Source organism: Kitasatospora sp. NPDC058162 (assembly GCF_042884005.1).
Taxonomy (GTDB): Bacteria; Actinomycetota; Actinomycetes; order Streptomycetales; family Streptomycetaceae; genus Kitasatospora.
Genome location: NZ_JBHVUS010000020.1, coordinates 74,122 through 92,409, shown reverse-complemented (window position 1 = coordinate 92,409; position 18,288 = coordinate 74,122). Strand labels below are relative to the sequence as shown.

Below are 18,288 nucleotides of genomic sequence, written 5' to 3'. Positions count from 1 at the left end.
GAGACCCACACCACCATGGCCACACTCTGCCGCCCCGCCATCGCCGTGCCCGAGCACGTCATCACCCTCGACGAGACCCTCGACCTGGCCCGCACCCTGCACGCCGGCCACCCCCAACTCGGCCTGGCCCTACGGCTGATCGAGAACACCGGGGTACGGACCAGGCACCTCGTCCAGCCGATCGAGCAGACCCTCACCCACCCCGGCTTCACCCTGCGCAACCAGGTGTACGAGCGGGAGGCCAAGCTCCGCGTCCCCGAGGTGGTCGAACGCGCCCTCGGACACGCCGAGTTGGGCGCCCAGGACATCGACCTGATCATCTACGTGTCCTGCACCGGCTTCATGATGCCGTCGATGACCGCCTGGCTGATCAACAGCATGGGCTTCCGCTCCGACACCCGCCAGGTGCCGATCGCCCAGCTCGGCTGCGCGGCCGGCGGCGCCGCCGTCAACCGCGCCCACGACTTCTGCCGCGCCTACCCGGGCGCCAACGTGCTGATCGTCGCCTGCGAGTTCTGCTCGCTCTGCTACCAGCCCGGCGACCTCGGCGTCGGCTCGCTGCTCTCCAACGGCCTGTTCGGGGACGCCATCGCCGCCGTGGTGATGCGCGGCCAGGGCGGCCGCGGGGTGCACATCGAACGCAACGGCTCCCACCTCGTCCCGGACACCGAGGGCTGGATCTCCTACGGGGTCAAGGACACCGGCTTCCACTTCCAGCTGGACCGGCGGGTGCCCGGCACCATGGAGATGCTCGCCCCCGCGCTGCGCACCCTGGCCGGGCAGCACGGCTGGGACGTCTCCGGGCTCGGCTTCTACATCGTGCACGCCGGCGGCCCGCGCATCCTGGACGACCTCTGCCGCTTCCTCAACCTGGAGCCCGCGACCTTCCGTTACAGCCGGGCCACCCTCACCGAGCGCGGCAACATCGCCAGCGCCGTCGTCTTCGACGCCCTCGCCCGGCTGTTCGCCGACGGCGGGGTCACCGAGGGCACCACCGGCCTGATCGCCGGGTTCGGACCGGGCATCACCGCCGAGATCTCCCTGGGCAGTTGGGTCGACACCCCGATCGAAACGCGCCGCCGCCGGCCGCGCGCCATCTCCACCTCCGACATCGCCCTCGTCCACCAGGGCGTCCCCCGCCGTTTCCCGGCCGGCACTACGATCACCGAATGACCGACACCACGGACCGCACCGACACCGACACCTCTGCCAGAGCCGCCGAACTCGCCGCCCTGTTCCCGGCGTTGCACGCGCCGCAGTACTGGGCCTGGGGCCGCTACGACGCGCAGTTCTCCACCGTGCTGCCGCCGGACGAGCTGGTCACCAACATCCACCTGGTCGGGTTCGCGGACGGCGACGTGGTGCTCTGCCGGGACGACCGGAACCACTGGTTCCTGCCCGGCGGCACCCGGGAGAAGGACGAGTCCGTCGTCGACTGCCTGGCCCGTGAGCTGCGCGAGGAGGCCGGCGCCCGGCTGCTCGGCGAGCCGGCCTGGCTGGGCGCGCACCGCTGCCACACCGAGGACCTGGTGCCGTACCGGCCGTGGCAGCCGCACCCGGACAAGGCCTGGCTGTGGGGCTGGGGCGAGGTCGAGCTGGACTCCACGCCGACCAACCCGGCGGACGGCGAGCAGGTGGTCGAGGTCCGGGCCGTCCCGGTCGCCGAGGCGCAGCGGCTGCTGCTCACCGGGCACGACGCCTGGTGGGGCGAGCTGATCGCCCTGGCGGTGGAGCTGCGGCGACGGGCCGGACGGGGCTGAGGGGCCGGGAGGCGAGGATCACCCGAACAGTCGAACAGGGCGGAGCAGCGTCCGATTTGTAATGATATCTCTCGGCCATGGGCACCTTTCACCTGGCCGCGGACTACCCGCTGCTGAACGTCTTCTGGACGATGCTGGAGCTGTTCCTCTGGATCCTCTGGATCTTCCTGCTGTTCAAGATCATCACCGACATCTTCCGCAGCCACGACCTGAGCGGCTGGGGCAAGGCGGGCTGGCTGGTCCTGGTGATCCTCCTGCCGCTGATCGGCGTGCTCGCCTACCTGATCGCCCGCGGTGACTCGATGCACAAGCGGGACCTCTCCCAGGCCCAGCAGACCGAGGCTGCGGTCAAGGCGTACATCAGGGACGCCGCAGCGCCGGAGGGCGGCGGCGCTCGCAGTCATGTCGACGACCTGGCGGCGCTGGCGGACCTCAAGGGCAAGGGCCTCATCTCCGACGAGGAGTACCAGCGGGCCAAGGAGAAGCTGCTCGCCTGAGGTCGCGCGCGCGGCGGGGCCGGTGGACGCGTCGTCCACCGGCCCCGCCGCCGTCCGGACTCAGCGCCGTCCGGAGCGCCGGTCCTTTCCGCCGCCCTCGCCGCCGCCGCCGGTCAGGCCGGCCCGGCGCAGCGCGTCCGCCATGGCGCTGTTGGCCAGCGGGGCATTGCCGCCGGAGCCGGAGCCGCCACCACGCCGGTCCTGGCCGCCACGGCCGCCCTGAGCGCCCTGACCTGCGCCCCGGTCGCCGCTGCGGTCGCCGCCGCGGCGCTCCTGGCGCGGCGGACGGGCCTGCCGCTCGCCCCGGTCACCGCCCCGGTCGCCGCCCCGGTCACCGCGGTCGCCGCCCCGCTCCCGGCCGACCTCGTCGTCCAGCCGCAGGGTCAGCCCGATCCGCTTGCGCGGCACGTCCACCGTGAGCACCCGGACCTTGACGATGTCGCCCGGCTTGACCACCTCGCGCGGGTCCTTGACGAAGTTCCTGGACAGCGCCGAGACGTGCACCAGGCCGTCCTGGTGGACGCCCACGTCGACGAAGGCGCCGAAGGCGGCCACATTGGTGACCACGCCCTCCAGCACCATGCCGACCTCCAGGTCGCCGATCTTGTCGACGCCCTCCTTGAACACCGCGGTACGGAAGGCCGGGCGCGGGTCACGGCCCGGCTTGTCCAGCTCGCCGAGGATGTCGGTGACGGTCGGGACGCCGAAGGTCTCGTCGGCGAAGTCGGCCGGGCGCAGGGCCCGCAGCCGCTCCCCGTTGCCGATCAGCTCGCGCAGCTCCCCGCCGGTGGAGGCGAGGATGCGGCGGACCACCGGGTAGGCCTCGGGGTGCACGCTGGAGGCGTCCAGCGGGTCCTCGCCGCCGGGGATGCGCAGGAAGCCCGCGCACTGCTCGAAGGCCTTGGGGCCGAGCCGGGAGACGTCCTTGAGCTGCCGGCGGGTGCGGAACGGGCCGTTGGCGTCGCGGTGCGCCACGATGTTGTCGGCCAGCGTGGCGGTGATGCCGGAGACCCGGGTGAGCAGCGGCGCCGAGGCGGTGTTGACGTCCACGCCGACGGCGTTGACGCAGTCCTCGACCACGGCGTCCAGCGAGCGCGAGAGCTTCACCTCGCTCAGGTCGTGCTGGTACTGGCCGACGCCGATCGACTTGGGGTCGATCTTGACCAGCTCGGCCAGCGGGTCCTGGAGGCGGCGGGCGATCGACACCGCGCCGCGGATCGACACGTCCAGCTCCGGCAGCTCCTGCGAGGCGAAGGCGGAGGCCGAGTACACGGAGGCGCCGGCCTCGCTGACCATCGCCTTGGTGAGCCCCAGCTCGGGGTGGCGCTTGAGCAGGTCCTCGGCGAGCTTGTCGGTCTCCCGGGAGGCGGTGCCGTTGCCGATCGCCACCAGGTCGACGTCGTGCTTCTTCGCCAGCGCGGCCAGGGTGTTCAGCGCCGCGTCCCACTTGTTGGCGGGCTGGTGCGGGTAGATGGTCTCGTACGCGACCACCTTGCCGGTGGCGTCCACCACGGCGACCTTCACGCCGGTGCGGAAGCCCGGGTCCAGGCCCATGGTGGCGCGGGTGCCGGCCGGGGCGGCCAGCAGCAGGTCGCGCAGGTTGGCGGCGAAGACCCGGACCGCCTCGTCCTCGGCCTCGGCGCGCAGCCGGGACCGCAGGTCGATGCCGAGCCGCACCAGGACCCGGGTGCGCCAGGCCCAACGGACCGTGTCGCCGAGCCACTTGTCGGCCGGGCGGCCGCGGTCGGCGATGCCGAAGCGGGCGGCGATGCGCTGCTCGTAGTCGCTCTCGCCGGGCAGGTCGCCCGCGGACTCGCCGTCGTAGGGGGAGAGTTCGAGGTCCAGCACCTCCTCCTTCTCGCCGCGCAGCATCGCCAGGATGCGGTGCGAGGGGAGCTTGGTGTACGGCTCGGAGAAGTCGAAGTAGTCGGCGAACTTGGCGCCGTCGCCCTCCTTGCCGTCCCGGACCTTGGCGACCACCCGGCCGCGGGTCCACATCCGCTCGCGCAGCGAGCCGACCAGGTCGGCGTCCTCGCCGAAGCGCTCGACCAGGATCGCCCTGGCCCCCTCCAGCGCGGCGGCGCCGTCCGCCACCGAGTCGTTCAGGTACTGCGCGGCGAGCGCGGCCGGGTCCTGCGCCGGGTCGGCGAGCAGGGTGTCGGCCAGCGGCTCCAGCCCGGCCTCCCGGGCGATCTGCGCCTTGGTGCGCCGCTTGGGCTTGAACGGCAGGTAGATGTCCTCCAGCCGCGCCTTGGAGTCGGCGGCCAGCACCTGGGCGCGCAGCGCGTCGTCCAGCTTGCCCTGGGAGTCGATCGACTCCAGGACGGCCGCCCGGCGCTCCTCCAGTTCCCGCAGGTAGCGCAGCCGCTCCTCCAGGGTGCGCAGCTGGGCGTCGTCCAGCGAGCCGGTGACCTCCTTGCGGTAGCGGGCCACGAACGGCACGGTCGCGCCGCCGTCGAGCAACTCGACCGCGGACGTCACCTGCCCCTCGCGAACGCCCAGTTCCTCGGCGATCTTGCGCTCGATCGCCTGCTGGGCCTGCCGGGCCACCTGTTCGACTGGCGTGGTCACGAAGCCGGTCACCTTCTCCTTCAGTGCTTTCGCCGTACGCCCTGCATTCTGGCAGGTGCCGGTGACGGCGCACGGCCGCACCCGGGGCGGCGGGCGTGGCGTGCGCCCCGCCCCGGCCCCAAGCGGACTCCAGCGGGGCCCAGTTGCGGGTTCCTAGGCTGGCGGGCATGGACACCCTGGACTCCGCGGCCGGGCTGGAGCGGCTGGCCGCCGCCAAGTACCTGCTGGTCACCACCCACCGGAGGAACGGCACCCCGGTGGCCACCCCGGTCTGGGCCGCCCGGGACGGCGACGCGCTGGTCTTCACCACCGTGACGCGCACCGGCAAGGTCAAGCGGCTGCGCCACCGCCCGGACGTGCTGGTCGGGCCGAGCGACATCCGCGGCAACCCGCTGGGGCCGCAGGTGGCGGCCACCGCCGTGCTCGACCCGGAGCGGACCGCCCGCTACCGCAAGCTGCTGCGCCGCAAGTACGGGCTGCTGTGCGCGGTGGCGCTGGCCGGGAACGTGCTGCGGTACGGCCGGGGCGGCACCATCGGGGTGCGGGTCACCCCGCTCTGAGGCCGTCCCCGTCCCGCCGGTCCCGCCGGTCCCGCCGGTCCCGCCGGTCCCGCTGGTCCCGCGCATCCTGCGAGTCCCGCTCGTCCCGCCGGAACGGGCAGTTCGCCGATCCGGCTGAAGGGCGGCGATCTGCGCTGTACGCTGCCGGGCATGTGCGCTGCCGCCCGGATGCACCCCGCTGAACCGGTCGTCGACGCGGCCCTGGTACGGCGGTTGATCTCCGCCCAGTTCCCGCAGTGGGTGGGCCTTCCGGTCACGCCCGTCGGGTCCGCCGGGACGGACAACGCCATGTTCCGGCTCGGGCCCGAACTCGCCGTCCGGCTGCCCCGGGTGGAGTGGGCGGCCGGGGACGTCCGGCGCGAGCACCAGTGGCTGCCCCGGCTGGCACCGCAGTTGCCGCTGCCCGTCCCCGCCCCGCTGGCCGTGGGCCGCCCGGCCGCAGGCTACCCCTGGCAGTGGTCGGTGCTGCGCTGGCAGGACGGCGTCCATCCGCCGGTCGGCGTGCTCGCCGCCCCCGAGGTCCTCGCCCGCGACCTGGCCGGCTTCGTCAACGCCCTGCGGGCCCTCAACCCGGCCGGCGCCCCGGCGGGCCACCGCAGCGTGCCGCTCGCCTCCCGGGACGGCTCCACCCGCGCGGCCATCGCCCAACTGACCGGCGCGATCGACACCGCGGCCGCGACCGCCCTGTGGGACAAGGCGCTGCGCCTGCCCGAGTACGCCGGGCCGCCGCTCTGGATGCACGGCGACCTCACCCCCGGCAATCTGCTGCTCGACAGATCCGGCCGGCTCACCGCCGTCATCGACTTCGCCCTGATGGGCGTCGGCGACCCCACCGCCGACCTGCTGCCCGCCTGGACCCTGCTGCCCGCCTCCGCCCGCCCCGCCTTCCGCACCGCCCTGGGCGCCGACGACGCCATGTGGGCGCGCGGCCGCGCCTGGGCCTTCTCCATCGCCCTGGTGACGATCCCGTACTACCGCCACACCGACCCGGCCCGCACCGCCAACGCCCGCCACGTCCTCCGCGAGGTGCTCGCCGACCGCAGCGTCTAGGACCCGTCCGGCCCGACGATCGCCAGCAGGTGGTGCACCAGCGGGCTCCGGTCGTCGGCGCGCCAGGCGGCGGCGACCAGGGTGCGGGCGGTGCCGGGGTCGAGCCGGCGGAAGGCGACGCCGCGCAGCCGGATCCGCCGGATGCCCGCCGGGGCCAGTGAGACGCCCAGGCCCGCCCCGACCAGGGCGCACACCGTCTGCCACTCCACCGCGTGCTGCCCGATCCTCGGGGTGAAGCCCGCGTCGGTGCACAGGCCGGTGATCCGGTCGTACAGCTGCGGCCCCTCCTCCCGGGGCAGCAGCACGAACGGCTCCTGCGCCAACTGCCCCAGCCGGATGGCCCGTTCGGCGGCAAGCGGATGACCGGCCGGGAGCACGGCGACGAACGGCTCGCTGCACACCGTACGGAACCGCAGCCCCGGTTCGTCCGCGGGCGGCTCGCGCAGCAGGCCGACGTCGATGCCGCGGTCGCGCAGGGCGGCGAGCTGGGGTGCGCTGGTCATCTCCCGGACGTCCAGCCGCACGCCCGGGTGGCGCCCCCGGAAGGTGCGCAGCAGGCCCGGCAGGACGGTCAGGGCGAGCGAGGCGGAGAAGCCGATCCGCAGCCGGCCCGCCTCGCCACTGCCGACGGCGCGGGCGGCGGCCAGCCCGTCCGCCAGGTCGGCCAGCACCCGGCGGGCGGCGGGCAGCAGCTCCCGCCCGGCCGGGGTGAGGGTGACGCCGCCGGGCTCGCGCCGGAACAGCGGGTGGCCGACCTTCTCCTCCAGCCGGCGGATCTGCTGGCTCAGCGGCGGCTGGGCGATGCCGAGGCGGGCGGCGGCCCGGCCGAAGTGCAGCTCCTCGGCGAGCACGGCGAAGGCGTGCAGCTGCGGGAGGGGGAGTTCGGGGCGGGGCTCCATACCTCCAGGGATATCAGATCGGCACCGTACGGGTATTGGACGTATCCCCGCAGGCCACCTAGCGTTCGGCGGGTGACAGAGCGACGCGCGATCCTCAGCGGTTCCACCTTCGAGGAACAGATCGGCTACGCCCGCGCCGTGGTGGACGGCGACTGGGTGCACGTCTCCGGGACGACCGGCTTCGACTACACCACGATGACCATCTCCCCGGGCGTGGTGGAGCAGGCCGAGCAGTGCCTGCGCAACATCGCGGCCGCGCTGGCCGAGGCGGGCTCCGGCTTCGCCGACGTGGTGCGGGTGCGCTACCTGCTGCCGGAGCGCGCGGACTTCGAGCCCTGCTGGCCGGTGCTGCGCCGCCGCTTCGGCGAGGTCCGACCGGCCGCGACGATGCAGGTGTGCGGCCTGGCCGACCCGCGGATGCGGATCGAGATCGAGGTGACCGCCCGCCGTCCGGCCGGGTGACGGACACCTGATCCACCACCGGGGCCTCGACTGATCCACCACCAGGACCCCGGCCGTCCGCCACCGTTGCTATGGTTCTCCCCGCACGAGCGGCAGGGGGAGCGGACTTGGCACGGAACGTGATCGACGTCAGCGTGAGCCGGCGGGTGCTGTGGATCGGCGGGGACGCGTACCCGCTGCAGCACATCGCCCGGGCACGGCAGTTGGTGTGGTGGCCGCCCAAGCGTTCGCGGACGATCATCAGGTTCGTCCGGCAGGCGGTCGGGCTGCTGTTCGCGGTCAGCTTCCTCAGCGCGGTCACCCGCAACGGGGCCGACGCGACGCAGGCCGCCCTTCCGAGCGTGCTGCTGTTGGCCGGCCTGGCGTTCTTCGGCTACCGGCTCGTCGTCAAGCTGCGGCAGAAGCCGGTGTACAAGCTGGTCATCGAGACCTCGAACGCCGCGACCACCGCCGTGACGAGCCACAACTCCCGGCAGATCAGCGACCTGATCCAGATGATCATGGAGGCGATCGACAACCCCCAGGCGGAGTTCGCCTTCCAAGTCGAGAACCTCCACATCGGCGACAAGATCACCCAGTACGGCGACCACAACACCGGAAAGCGGGTCGGACTGTGAGCAACTCCTTCCACTTCGGCGACTCGGTCACCCAGCACGGTGACCACAACATCGGCATCGTCAAGAACCAGGGCCCGGTCGACCCGCAGGCCGCGCTGCGCGAACTCGTCACCGCCGTCCAGCGGCTGCGCGACCAGGTGCCCGCCGAGGACCGCGAGGTGCTGGACGAGTCGCTGGAGGCCATCGGCGACGGCTCCGAGGCCTCGCCGTCCGCCCTGCGGCGGGCGCTGCGCAACATCTCGGGGGTGGCCTCGCTGGTGCGGGCGGGCGCGCCGGTGGTGGAGTCGGTCCGCCGGATCCTGGACTCGCTCAGCAGCTGATATTCGTACCGGGTCAGAAAACTGCCCCGGTCAACCCGGACTGCTAGCCTGGCCTGCATGACAGGACTGCGGGAGCGCAAGAAGGAACGGACGCGGCGGGCCATCTCCGAGGCGGCCATCGCGCTCTTCCTGGAGCGCGGCTTCGACCAGGTCTCGGTGGCGGAGGTCGCCGCCGCCGCCGAGGTCTCCAAGCCCACCCTGTTCAGCTACTTCGCGAGCAAGGAGGACCTGGTCGTCCACCGCTTCGCGGACCACCAGGAGCAGGCGGCGGACGTGGTCCGGGGCCGATCCGGGGACGAGAGCGCGCTCGACGCCCTGCGCCGGGACTTCCTGGACGGCCTCGACCGGCGCGACCCGGTCACCGGCCTCAACGACCACCCCCAGGTGCTGGCCTTCACCGGCCTCGTCCAGGGCACCCCCAGCCTGGCCGCCCGGGTCGGCGCGTACGTGGCCCGGGCCGAGCGGTCCCTCGCCGAGGCGCTGCGCGAGGACCCCGACCTCGCCCCGCCGCACGAGCTCACCGCCCCGCTGCTCGCCGCCCAGGTCACCGCCACCCTGCGGGTCCTCGCCCTGCACAACTGGCGCCGCCTCCGGGAGGGCGCCCGCACCGCCGACGAGCTCCACCCCGAGGCCGTCGCCGACGCCGACCGCGCCTTCGACCTGCTCTCCCGGGGGTACGCAGGCGCCTGACGCCGTGCTTGGATTGCCGCCCATGACGACCCGCCACATCGCGTTCGACGCCCTGCGCAACTTCCGTGACCTGGGCGGCTATCCGGCCGCCGACGGACGGACCGTCCGGTGCGGCCTGCTCTACCGCTCCGACTCGCTCGGCAAGCTCTCCTCCGCCGCCGACCTGGAGCGGCTCGAGGCCCTCGGCGTCCGGACCGTGATCGACCTGCGCTACGACTGGGAGATCGCCGCCAAGGGCCGGGTGCCCGACTTCGCCGGCCTCGACTTCCGCAACCACTCGATCGAGCACCGCCCGTACGACCAGGCCGCGATCGACCCGGACCTCGACCCCTGGCGCTACCTGGCCGACCGCTTCGCCGAGGTCGCCGAGGACGGGGTGAAGGAGATCCGCCAGACCCTGGACGCGATCACCGACGCCGAGGCCCCGGTGGTCTTCCACTGCATGTCCGGCAAGGACCGCACCGGCCTGATCGCCGCCCTGGTGCTCACCCTGCTCGGCGTCTCCGTGGACGACATCGCCGCCGACTTCGCCCTCACCGAGCTCGCCACCCCGCACCTGGTCGCCGACTGGCACGCCGCCCACCCCGGCGAGACGCTCCGCTGGCCCGGCTACGGCCGCGCCCCGGAGACCGTCATCCGGCTCACCCTCGCCGACCTCGCCGCCCGCTACGGCTCCGTCGAGGCCTACCTCGCCGGCACCCTGGGCATCGAGCGCGCCCGGATCGACGCCCTGCGCGAGCGGCTGCTCACCGACTGACGCATCGTCAGATCGGATATCCCTGACGGTTCGTCAACGGACTGGAGCAGCGGGGAAGTTCACCCCATTTGAGATTGACGCAATCATGCCATGCGCGATTGCCCCGGCTATTCCGCGGTGCCAGGATCGGCCCACTGTCCATACGAACCAACAGGAGAATCCCATGCGGATGCGCAGCATTCTGCCCGTCGCCCTGCTGACCGCGGCCGGCCTGTTCGCCGGCGTCAACACCGCCTCGGCGGCCGGGGGTTACCCCGGCTTCCAGTGCTTCAAGACCGCCGACCGGGACGTGTACTGCAGCGACGCCAAGGTCAAGAACCACGACGCGGGCTCCGCCTGGATCAAGACCTGCCCGGCCGACGTCACCGCGCACATCTCGGGCAAGCCGTACATCGCGGCCAGCCGCCCCAACGGCGCGCACAGCTGTTAACACACGACACCGAGCCCGCCCGGCAGCCGACTGCCGGGCGGGCTTCGTCGTCGTGGTCGCTGGGGCGCCGGGGCGGGGGACGGCGGGACTACCGTCGCCGGGGCCGGCCCGAACCGCCACCACCGCGAGGCCGACCCGAACCGCCGCCGCCACCGCCACGCGGCTTGCGCGCGGCCGCCGCAGCCGCGACCGGGGCCGTCTCGGGCCAGTGGCCGGGGCGGCTGAGGGCGGCCGGGAGGCGGGTGGTGGCGTCACCGCGGGCGGCGTTGAGCTGGGCCTGGGTGAGGAACAGGGCGGTGCTGAGGTCGGCGCCGGCCAGGTTGGCGTCCCGCAGGTCCGCGCCGATGAGGTCGGCGAGGCGCAGGTCGGCGCCGGAGAGGTCGGCGGCGACCAGGAGGGCGCCGCGCAGGTTGGCGCCCTGGAGGTCGGCGCCGCGCAGCCGGGCGCCGAAGAGGTCGGCACCGCGGTGTTCGCGGCGGCGCGGGACGGCGGCGCGGACGAGCTCGCCGGCCCGCAGCAGGAGGTCGCTGATCCGTCGGCGGTGGGCGGCGACGTCGACGGCGAGGATCTCCTCGGGGGTGCCGCCGGCGAGCCGGTCGGTCTCCTCCAGGGCCTCCCGCAGTTCGGCGTGGACGGGGCGGGCGGGGGCGAAGGTGAGCGCCTCGGTGAGGTACCAGAGCAGTTCGTGGAGCTGCCGGACGATCGGGAAGACGTCGAACATCGGCTTGGCGCTCGCGGGCTCCTCCCGCCAGCCGACCCCGCCGAAGGTGACCTGGGAGACCCGCTGGCCGGCGCCGAAGCAGTCGTAGACGGTGCAGCCCTGGAAGCCGCTGTCGCGGAGCCGGGCGTGGATGCCGCAGGTGAAGTCCGTCTGCAGGTTGCGGCAGGGGGTGCCGGCGGGCTTGTCCACGGCGAAGTCGGCGCCGGCCGCGAAGGGCAGGGCGGCGCAGCAGAGCCCGAAGCAGCTGCCGCAGTCGGAGTGGAGCGGGGTCGGCGCGGCCGCCGTGGGGTCCTGCGGCGACTCGGTCTCGCTCACGTCCGGGGTCCTTCCAGCAGCTGGGCGCCGGTCGGGCGCATTGAACCCCGAAATCCTACTGGGCAGACCCACCCTCACGCTTGTAAGGTACCAATCGACCTAGGGACTATTACTCACGGGGGATCCGCGCATGTCAGAGCCGAACATCACCGAGCTGGTCCGGATGTGGATCAGCGGCTGGACCGTCTCCCGGGGCGCCGCCGATCCGGTGGAGCAGCCCTGGGGCTGGAGCATCGACGTCGGCTCGCCGACCGGGGAGGTGGGGCGGCACGTGCTGCCCGAGCCGACCGAGGCCGAGGTCCGCAAGGTCGCCGAGGCGACCAGCGCGCCGACCACCTGGCTGAAGCTGTTCGCCGAGGACGCCACCGTGCGGCCCTGGCTGGGCCCGCGGTGGCGGCTGGACCGGCCGGGCTACCTGATGACCGCCCCGCTCGCCCCCGAGCCGCCCGCCCTCCCGGCCGGCTACACCCTGACCACCTGGACCAGGGGCGGCGTGCTGCGCGCCCTGGTGCGCACCACCGACGGGCACCTCGCCGCCCGCGGCCAGGCGGGCCTGGCCGGTGCGGTGGCCGTGCCGGACCAGATCGCCACCGCCCCCGAGCACCGCCGCCGGGGCCTGGGCTCGGTGGTGATGCGGGCCCTGCAGTCCGGCGCGTACGAGAGCGGCGCCCGCACCGGCGTGCTGGTCGGCACGGCGGACGGCCAGGCGCTCTACCGGGCCCTCGGCTGGACCACCCACGCCCCGATGGCGAGCCTGGTCCTGGAGCCGGAGCAGCCCGGGCCGGACCGGGTCGGCTGACCGTGGTCGGGCTGCTCGGGCTCAGCGGTACGGCAGCAGTTCCGGCCGCTTCGGCGGCCGGCCGTCGCCGGAGGAGCGGCCGGTGAGGCGGCGGCCGATCCAGGGGCCGAGGTGGGTGCCCAGCCAGCGGGCGTCGGAGCGCAGCTTCTCGGCGCGGCCGGGCGGGGCGGCGGCGGGCAGCGGGGCGCGCCAGTCGAAGGCGGCGGGGCGGCCGAGCGCCTCCAGTACGCCTTCGGCGACCCGCCGGTGGCCCTCGGGCGAGAGGTGCAGCCGGTCCTCGGCCCAGAGCCGGCGGTCGTCGAAGCAGGGCGCGGAGAAGAGGTCGACGACGGCGAAGCCGTCCTGCTGCCCGAGTTCCTGGACGAAGCCCTTCATCCGCAGGATGGCGGGCAGCAGCCGGGCACTGCCGGCCATCCGCCGGGTGGGGTCGGTGCTGGTGAACAGGACGACGGTGGCGCCGGTGGCGCGCAGGTCGGCGGCGCAGCGGCCGAGCAGCCGCTCGACCCGGTCGATGTCGCAGCCGGGGCGCAGCACGTCGTTGAGGCCGCCGGCCAGGGTGACGAGGTCGGCGCCCATCGCGGCGGCGGCGGGGAGCTGCTCGTCGTGGATCTGGCCGATGAGCTTGCCCCTGATGGCGAGGTTCGCGTACCGGAAGTCCCCGTCCGGAGCGGCCTCGGCGGCCAGGGCGGAGGCGACCCGGTCGGCCCAGCCCCGGTAGTGGCCGTCGGGATGGAGCTCGTCGCACATGCCCTCGGTGAAGGAGTCCCCGACGGCGACGTAGCTGGTGTAGCTGCGGCTGGTGGTGGGCACGGACTGCCTCCGCTCTCCTGGCTCTCCTGAGATGACTCCGCTGAGATGGCTCCGCGATCCGACGATCGTACGTGTGTGCTTACCAACCAGTTCCGCGGGGGCCCGGCCGCTCATTCGGCGTCCAGTGTTCGTTTATCGCCCCGCGCCATCCTGGGTCCACGGGGCGGCGGCCGGCGACGGGGGCCTTGCCGCCGCCCCTTCCCCCTGCTGCACCCGGCCCGCGCGACGTTCAGCCCGCGAGGCGGTCAGCCCGCGGCGGTCGCGCTCGGAGCCGCCGACGCCACCGTTGCCGGCGTGAACCAGTGCTCGCGCACCGCGTCGGTGGGCCGCTGTTCGCCCAGGGCGCCCAGCCCCCACTCCCCCAGGGCCTCGATCACCGGCCGCAGTCCGCGGCCCCGCTCGGTCAGCTCGTAGACCGTCGCGTTGGCCGGCCGTTCCAGCCGGCGCCGTTCCGCGAGCCCTTCGCCCTCCAGCTGCTTGAGCCGGGCGGCCAGGATGTCGGTGGAGACGCCGGGCAGGTCGGCGTGGAGGTCGGTGTACCGGCGCGGGCCGCGCAGGAGTTCACGGACGATCAGGAGGCTCCAGCGCTCCCCCACCGCGTCCAGGGCGCGGGCGACGGCGCAGTACTGGTCGTAGCTTCGGCGTGACATGTGGATCAGCATAGCCAAAAGGTTGGACTTTCCAAGTGCCAGCTTGGTAGAACAAAGCGGTAGCAGCGGAGCGGTGGTGACGGTCGGGAGGCCACAGATGGAGTTTCGGCAGTCGAGCAAGCTGAACGACGTGTGCTACGAGATCCGGGGCCCGGTGGTCGACCAGGCCAACGCCCTGGAGGAGGCCGGGCACAGCGTGCTGCGGCTGAACACCGGCAACCCGGCGCCGTTCGGCTTCGAGGCGCCCGAGGAGATCATCCAGGACATCATCCGCAACCTGCCCTCGGCGCACGGCTACAGCGACTCGCGCGGCATCCTGCCGGCCCGCCGCGCCGTGGTGCAGTACTACCAGCAGCGCGGGGTCCAGGGCGTCGGCGTCAACGACGTCTACCTCGGCAACGGCGTCTCCGAGCTGATCCAGATGGCGATCACCGCGCTGGTCGACGACGGCGACGAGGTGCTCGTCCCGATGCCGGACTACCCGCTGTGGACGGCGTCCGTCCGGCTGGCCGGCGGCAAGGCCGTGCACTACCTGTGCGACGAACAGGCCGAGTGGTACCCGGACCTGGACGACATCGCCGCCAAGATCACCGCCCGCACCAAGGCGATCGTCGTGATCAACCCCAACAACCCCACCGGCGCGGTCTACCCGAAGGAGCTGCTGGAGGGCATCCTCGACCTGGCCCGCCGCCACCAGCTGATGGTCCTGGCCGACGAGATCTACGACAAGATCCTCTACGACGGCACCGAGCACCACTGCCTGGCCGCGCTCGCCGACGACGTGCTCACCCTCACCTTCAACGGCCTCTCCAAGGCCTACCGGGTGGCCGGCTTCCGCAGCGGCTGGCTGGTCGTCTCCGGCCCCAAGCAGCACGCCACCGACTACCTGGAGGGCCTGACCATGCTCTCCGGCATGCGGCTGTGCCCCAACGTGCCCGCGCAGTTCGCCGTCCAGGCCGCGCTCGGCGGCCACCAGTCCATCAACGACCTCGTCCTGCCCGGCGGCCGGCTCACCGAGCAGCGCGACATCGCGGTCAAGGCGCTCAACGAGATCCCCGGGGTCAGCTGCGTCAAGCCCAAGGGCGCGCTGTACGCCTTCGCCCGGCTCGACCCAGCCGTGCACCGGATCGTCGACGACGAGCGGTTCGTGCTGGACCTGCTGCTGCGCGAGAAGATCCACGTCGTCCAGGGCACCGGCTTCAACTGGCCCCGCCCGGACCACTTCCGCTTCGTCACCCTGCCGCGCGCCGACGACCTGGAGACGGCGATCAACCGGATCGGGCGCTTCCTGGCCACGTACAAGCAGGTCTGAGCGCCTACGATCCGGATCCATGACCGTCCTGCGCTCCATCGCCCTGTTCGCCCTCGCCGCGCTCGCCGAGATCGGCGGCTGCTGGCTGGTCTGGCAGAGCGTGCGGGAGCAACGGCCGTGGTGGCTGGCCGGGGTCGGCGTGGTGGTGCTCGGCGCGTACGGCTTCGTCGCGGCGCTGCAGCCGGACAGCAACTTCGGCCGGGTGCTGGCCGCCTACGGCGGGGTGTTCGTGGCCGGCTCGCTGCTGTGGGGCGTGGTCGTGGACGGCTTCCGGCCGACCCGCTACGACGTGCTGGGCGCGCTGATCTGCCTGGCCGGGGTCGGCGTGATCATGTACGGGCCCCGGCGCTGAGACCGCACGGGCCCCGGCGCCGAGGCCTTCGCTCCTCAACGCCGGGGCCCGACAAGGCGGTTCGGGGACTACCAGCTTCGGGGCCTACCAGCCCCAGCCGCCGCCCTGGCCGTCGTCGTCGCCGTTGGAGTCCCAGCCCTCGCCGACCTTGCGCAGGATCGTGTAGTTGTCGATCTGCGTGCCGTTCTCGGCCAGCGCGGTGACCTTCATGACCGACTTCTGGCCCAGGTGGGCCGGGGTGACGTCGACCTTGATGAAGGAGTAGCCGGTGTAGCGGACCCGCGACCACTGGATGGTCTCGGGGGTCTTCACCCGGCCCTTGCTCCAGTAGTAGGTCTTGACCTCGTCCTGGTGGTTCTCGTGCCCCTCGTAGGTGTCCGGCACGTCGAACTTGTACAGGCTGCGGCCCGCCGCGCCCGCCGTCACGTAGACCACGCCGTCCTTGGCCGGCTCGATGGTGGCGCCGCTCGGCACCTGCTTCGAGACCTTGTTGCCGAGGATGGCGTCGGTGCGCTCGTAGATGTGGTTGTGGCCGTTGATGACCAGGTCCACCCGGTACTTCTCGAACAGCGGCACCCAGGCCTCGCGGACGCCGCCCTCGGAGGCGTGGGCGACGGTGGTGGAGAAGGCGCAGTGGTGGAAGAAGACCACGACGAAGTCGACGGTCTCGTCGCCGCGCAGGTCCTTGAGGGTGCGCTCCAGCCACTTGGTCTGCTTGTTCGCCGAGACGCCCAGGTTGGCCGGGATCTCGTAGGAGACGTCGTTGGCGTCCAGCGAGATGACGCCGACGTTCTTGTAGCGGAAGGTGTAGACGCCGGGGACCTTGCGCGGATCCGGGCCGTTGTCCGGCAGGAAGAAGCGGGCGTTCTCGCCGCCGTAGCCGTTCGGCGAGTACCAGGCCTCGATGTCGTGGTTGCCGTACGCGACCATCCACGGGATGTCGGCGGCGACCGTCTCGGTCTGGACCAGGAAGTCGTCCCAGGTCTTCGCGTTGAAGACGGACTTGTCCGGGTCGGTGCCGGAACCGGCCGGGTCGGCGTAGCAGATGTCGCCGGCGTGCAGGTGGAAGGCCGGCTTCTGGGCCTTGATGATGTTGTCGTTGCCGGCCGCGTGGGCGCTGACGCCCTGGTCGCCGAAGGCGGTGAAGGTGAACGGCTCGTACACCTTGCCCCAGCGGTGGTCCCGGGAGGGCGCGGTGCGGAAGGTGTGCAGGGTGGAGATCTGCTGCTGCGAGGCCGGGTCGAAGCCCTCGTGGCCGACGCCGTAGTAGTAGGTGGTGTCGGGCTGGAGGTCCTCCAGCGCCACGTGCAGGTAGTACTGGTCCACCGGCTGGCTGTTCGGGGTCAGCGCCGGGGTGTGCAGGGCGCGGACCTCGGCCTGGATCTTGTGGCTCAGCTCCCACGGGTGCTTGCCGAAGCGCAGGAACGGCTTCTTGACCGGCGCCGGGACCTGCCAGGAGATGCGGAACTGGGTGTCCGGCTCGGCGCCGAACTGGAGGTGACGGCCGATCGGCGCGACCAGCGCGCCGTCGATACCGGCCGTCGTGGCACCCGTCAGCAGCTGGGGGCCGGCCGGAGCGGCGAAGGCCGGTGCACTGCCCAGTGCACCGCCGACGGCGACGGCGCCCACGGTCACCGCGCCGGCGCGCAGCATCCGGCGGCGGGAGAAGCGGGCCCGCAGGTACTCGTGCTGCTCGGCCATGCTCATGCGGTCGGCGAGCTTGGCCGGCACGCCCATGTTGGGGATATCCATGCGCGGACTCTCCCAGTGGATCATGGACCGCATGCGGACTCCCGGTGAACGAGTGTCAGCGTGTCATCGAACAGGAACGCCAATGTTCGACCATGTCCAGGTAAAGATCATGCCCATGCCCACGCTGGAACGATGTCAGGAGGACGGCTCGTCCCACAGGTTGGCGGACCGGTTGCCGGTGCCGTCGCAGGTGCGGCAGATCTCGTCCCGGTACGGCTGCTTGGCGCCGGTCGCGTCCACCCGGTAGCGCACGTACACCCCGGTGCCGTCGCAGAGGAAGCAGTTGCCGCCCCCGCCGCCCACCTCGGTGGTGCCGGTGCCCTGGCAGGTGCGGCAGTTGAGGCCGGCGGTCCGGCCGGTGCCCGCGCAGATGCGGCAGACCGTCGTCATCGTCTTCCTCCCCTGGCGCGGAACCGCTCGATGCCACCGGTCATGGTAGTGGGCCGGCCCCGAAGCCGTGCCGGGACGTCGATCTGACGATCCGTCAGCATTCCGCGGTGCTCTCGGTCACTCCGGCAGGCCCTCGCGGACCCGGCGGGAGACCGAGATCAGCTGGAGGTCGAGCAGCCCGGGCGGATCGGCGAGGCCGGGGCCGCCCGCCCGCACCCAGGCGGCTATGTCGTCGATCATCTCGTCCATCAGCACGAAGCCGAGCCAGACCGGACGCCCGCCCGCCGCCCGCCCCTCGCTGGACGGGCCGACCACCACCACGTTGGACTGGCTGCACACGTCCACGCACTTGACCGCCCGGACCCGGCCCGCCGGGCCGACCGCCGCACGCAGCCGCTCGTACTGCCCCGCGTGGTCCACCCCCGGGTGCTTCGCCTCGGTGCCGCAGCAGCAGCCCCGGCAGACGGTCACGGTCACCGGGGACCCGGCGCCCCGCTTGCCGTCGCGGTCGCGGTCACGGTCTCGGCGGCTCATCCGCGCTGGTCCCCCTCCTGATCGGCGGCCCTGGTCGGCG

The 18,288-nt window shown here is 72.9% G+C and carries 21 protein-coding genes and 1 pseudogene; 14 read left to right on the top strand and 8 right to left on the bottom strand.

The window, feature by feature from the left end; genetic code table 11:
- Positions 1-15: 15 nt before the first annotated feature.
- From ACFVXG_RS29445 to ACFVXG_RS29435, 3 genes are all read left to right on the top strand, one after another.
- Positions 16-1,173 (top strand): type III polyketide synthase, encoded by a 1,158-nt coding sequence (locus ACFVXG_RS29445; RefSeq protein ID WP_387931582.1) that lies wholly within the window; start codon positions 16-18, stop codon positions 1,171-1,173.
- A complete protein-coding gene (locus ACFVXG_RS29440) occupies positions 1,170-1,760 on the top strand; it encodes an NUDIX hydrolase (RefSeq protein ID WP_387931580.1) in 591 nt (196 codons plus the stop codon). The genes ACFVXG_RS29445 and ACFVXG_RS29440 overlap by 4 nt, the downstream gene beginning before the upstream one ends.
- A gap of 77 nt (positions 1,761-1,837) precedes the next feature.
- Positions 1,838-2,257, top strand: coding sequence for an SHOCT domain-containing protein (locus ACFVXG_RS29435; protein WP_387931578.1), 420 nt, complete (start codon positions 1,838-1,840; stop codon positions 2,255-2,257).
- Between the two features lie 60 nt (positions 2,258-2,317).
- Here ACFVXG_RS29435 and ACFVXG_RS29430 read toward each other — a convergent pair whose 3' ends face one another.
- Entirely contained in the window at positions 2,318-4,828 is a 2,511-nt protein-coding gene (locus tag ACFVXG_RS29430) for a Tex family protein (RefSeq protein ID WP_387931576.1), read from the bottom strand.
- Between the two features lie 167 nt (positions 4,829-4,995).
- Between ACFVXG_RS29430 and ACFVXG_RS29425 the strand changes: the two genes are divergently transcribed.
- Positions 4,996-5,388, top strand: a complete 393-nt coding sequence (locus ACFVXG_RS29425; protein WP_387931574.1) for a PPOX class F420-dependent oxidoreductase — start codon at positions 4,996-4,998, stop codon at positions 5,386-5,388.
- Positions 5,389-5,538: 150 nt separating this feature from the next.
- Positions 5,539-6,438, top strand: coding sequence for an aminoglycoside phosphotransferase family protein (locus ACFVXG_RS29420; RefSeq protein ID WP_387931572.1), 900 nt, complete (start codon positions 5,539-5,541; stop codon positions 6,436-6,438).
- On the opposite strand, the gene ACFVXG_RS29415 is transcribed toward ACFVXG_RS29420, so the two are convergent.
- Entirely contained in the window at positions 6,435-7,337 is a 903-nt protein-coding gene (locus ACFVXG_RS29415; RefSeq protein WP_387931570.1) for a LysR family transcriptional regulator, read from the bottom strand. The genes ACFVXG_RS29420 and ACFVXG_RS29415 overlap by 4 nt on opposite strands.
- Positions 7,338-7,409: 72 nt before the next feature.
- On the opposite strand from ACFVXG_RS29415, the gene ACFVXG_RS29410 reads away from it, so the two are divergent.
- From ACFVXG_RS29410 to ACFVXG_RS29385, 6 genes are all read left to right on the top strand, one after another.
- On the top strand, positions 7,410-7,799 hold the full coding sequence (locus ACFVXG_RS29410) for a RidA family protein (protein WP_387931568.1): 390 nt from the start codon (positions 7,410-7,412) through the stop codon (positions 7,797-7,799).
- A 107-nt stretch (positions 7,800-7,906) separates the two neighbouring features.
- Complete coding sequence (locus ACFVXG_RS29405; RefSeq protein WP_387931566.1) at positions 7,907-8,416, top strand: DUF6232 family protein; 510 nt, start codon at positions 7,907-7,909, stop codon at positions 8,414-8,416.
- Complete coding sequence (locus ACFVXG_RS29400) at positions 8,413-8,736, top strand: hypothetical protein (protein WP_350510181.1); 324 nt, start codon at positions 8,413-8,415, stop codon at positions 8,734-8,736. The genes ACFVXG_RS29405 and ACFVXG_RS29400 overlap by 4 nt, the downstream gene beginning before the upstream one ends.
- A gap of 57 nt (positions 8,737-8,793) precedes the next feature.
- Entirely contained in the window at positions 8,794-9,426 is a 633-nt protein-coding gene (locus tag ACFVXG_RS29395) for a TetR/AcrR family transcriptional regulator (protein WP_387931564.1), read from the top strand.
- 22 nt (positions 9,427-9,448) lie between these two features.
- Positions 9,449-10,183: a tyrosine-protein phosphatase gene (locus ACFVXG_RS29390; protein ID WP_387931562.1), complete on the top strand. Its 735-nt coding sequence runs from the start codon at positions 9,449-9,451 to the stop codon at positions 10,181-10,183.
- A 169-nt stretch (positions 10,184-10,352) separates the two neighbouring features.
- Positions 10,353-10,613 carry a hypothetical protein gene (locus tag ACFVXG_RS29385; protein ID WP_387931560.1) on the top strand — a complete coding sequence of 87 codons (261 nt, stop codon included), beginning with the start codon at positions 10,353-10,355 and terminating at the stop codon, positions 10,611-10,613.
- A gap of 88 nt (positions 10,614-10,701) precedes the next feature.
- Here ACFVXG_RS29385 and ACFVXG_RS29380 read toward each other — a convergent pair whose 3' ends face one another.
- On the bottom strand, positions 10,702-11,649 hold the full coding sequence (locus ACFVXG_RS29380) for a pentapeptide repeat-containing protein (RefSeq protein ID WP_387931558.1): 948 nt from the start codon (positions 11,647-11,649) through the stop codon (positions 10,702-10,704).
- Positions 11,650-11,779: 130 nt separating this feature from the next.
- On the opposite strand from ACFVXG_RS29380, the gene ACFVXG_RS29375 reads away from it, so the two are divergent.
- On the top strand, positions 11,780-12,448 hold the full coding sequence (locus tag ACFVXG_RS29375) for a GNAT family N-acetyltransferase (protein ID WP_387931557.1): 669 nt from the start codon (positions 11,780-11,782) through the stop codon (positions 12,446-12,448).
- A 21-nt stretch (positions 12,449-12,469) separates the two neighbouring features.
- Here ACFVXG_RS29375 and ACFVXG_RS29370 read toward each other — a convergent pair whose 3' ends face one another.
- Together ACFVXG_RS29370 and ACFVXG_RS29365 are read right to left on the bottom strand one after the other, a co-directional pair.
- Positions 12,470-13,258: an SGNH/GDSL hydrolase family protein gene (locus tag ACFVXG_RS29370; RefSeq protein WP_387931555.1), complete on the bottom strand. Its 789-nt coding sequence runs from the start codon at positions 13,256-13,258 to the stop codon at positions 12,470-12,472.
- 296 nt (positions 13,259-13,554) lie between these two features.
- Positions 13,555-13,908, bottom strand: a pseudogene (locus ACFVXG_RS29365) (winged helix-turn-helix transcriptional regulator); the annotation flags it as partial.
- Positions 13,909-14,005: 97 nt separating this feature from the next.
- Here ACFVXG_RS29365 and ACFVXG_RS29360 point away from each other — a divergent pair.
- Entirely contained in the window at positions 14,006-15,220 is a 1,215-nt protein-coding gene (locus ACFVXG_RS29360) for a pyridoxal phosphate-dependent aminotransferase (RefSeq protein WP_387931553.1), read from the top strand.
- Between the two features lie 19 nt (positions 15,221-15,239).
- Positions 15,240-15,572: a YnfA family protein gene (locus ACFVXG_RS29355; protein ID WP_387931551.1), complete on the top strand. Its 333-nt coding sequence runs from the start codon at positions 15,240-15,242 to the stop codon at positions 15,570-15,572.
- Positions 15,573-15,656: 84 nt separating this feature from the next.
- Here the strand turns inward: ACFVXG_RS29355 and ACFVXG_RS29350 are convergent, their stop codons facing one another.
- The 3 genes from ACFVXG_RS29350 to ACFVXG_RS29340 form a co-directional block, all read right to left on the bottom strand.
- The gene (locus ACFVXG_RS29350) at positions 15,657-17,324 is read right to left on the bottom strand and encodes a fibronectin type III domain-containing protein (protein WP_387931549.1); all 1,668 of its coding nucleotides are present in this window, start codon (positions 17,322-17,324) and stop codon (positions 15,657-15,659) included.
- 135 nt (positions 17,325-17,459) lie between these two features.
- Positions 17,460-17,714, bottom strand: coding sequence for a hypothetical protein (locus ACFVXG_RS29345; protein WP_387931547.1), 255 nt, complete (start codon positions 17,712-17,714; stop codon positions 17,460-17,462).
- A 117-nt stretch (positions 17,715-17,831) separates the two neighbouring features.
- Entirely contained in the window at positions 17,832-18,248 is a 417-nt protein-coding gene (locus ACFVXG_RS29340; RefSeq protein WP_387931545.1) for a (2Fe-2S) ferredoxin domain-containing protein, read from the bottom strand.
- Positions 18,249-18,288 lie beyond the last annotated feature (40 nt).

Bases quoted from the DNA above. Each gene is read 5' to 3' on its own strand.
- ACFVXG_RS29415 (WP_387931570.1), bottom strand. From the start codon at position 7,337: ATGGAGCCCCGCCCCGAACTCCCCCTCCCGCAGCTGCACGCCTTCGCC.
- ACFVXG_RS29345 (WP_387931547.1), bottom strand. From the start codon at position 17,714: ATGACGACGGTCTGCCGCATCTGCGCGGGCACCGGCCGGACCGCCGGC.
- ACFVXG_RS29350 (WP_387931549.1), bottom strand. From the start codon at position 17,324: ATGGATATCCCCAACATGGGCGTGCCGGCCAAGCTCGCCGACCGCATG.
- ACFVXG_RS29390 (WP_387931562.1), top strand. From the start codon at position 9,449: ATGACGACCCGCCACATCGCGTTCGACGCCCTGCGCAACTTCCGTGAC.
- ACFVXG_RS29385 (WP_387931560.1), top strand. From the start codon at position 10,353: ATGCGCAGCATTCTGCCCGTCGCCCTGCTGACCGCGGCCGGCCTGTTC.
- ACFVXG_RS29435 (WP_387931578.1), top strand. From the start codon at position 1,838: ATGGGCACCTTTCACCTGGCCGCGGACTACCCGCTGCTGAACGTCTTC.
- ACFVXG_RS29425 (WP_387931574.1), top strand. From the start codon at position 4,996: ATGGACACCCTGGACTCCGCGGCCGGGCTGGAGCGGCTGGCCGCCGCC.
- ACFVXG_RS29340 (WP_387931545.1), bottom strand. From the start codon at position 18,248: ATGAGCCGCCGAGACCGTGACCGCGACCGCGACGGCAAGCGGGGCGCC.
- ACFVXG_RS29420 (WP_387931572.1), top strand. From the start codon at position 5,539: ATGTGCGCTGCCGCCCGGATGCACCCCGCTGAACCGGTCGTCGACGCG.
- ACFVXG_RS29360 (WP_387931553.1), top strand. From the start codon at position 14,006: ATGGAGTTTCGGCAGTCGAGCAAGCTGAACGACGTGTGCTACGAGATC.
- ACFVXG_RS29440 (WP_387931580.1), top strand. From the start codon at position 1,170: ATGACCGACACCACGGACCGCACCGACACCGACACCTCTGCCAGAGCC.
- ACFVXG_RS29395 (WP_387931564.1), top strand. From the start codon at position 8,794: ATGACAGGACTGCGGGAGCGCAAGAAGGAACGGACGCGGCGGGCCATC.
- ACFVXG_RS29375 (WP_387931557.1), top strand. From the start codon at position 11,780: ATGTCAGAGCCGAACATCACCGAGCTGGTCCGGATGTGGATCAGCGGC.
- ACFVXG_RS29445 (WP_387931582.1), top strand. From the start codon at position 16: ATGGCCACACTCTGCCGCCCCGCCATCGCCGTGCCCGAGCACGTCATC.
- ACFVXG_RS29355 (WP_387931551.1), top strand. From the start codon at position 15,240: ATGACCGTCCTGCGCTCCATCGCCCTGTTCGCCCTCGCCGCGCTCGCC.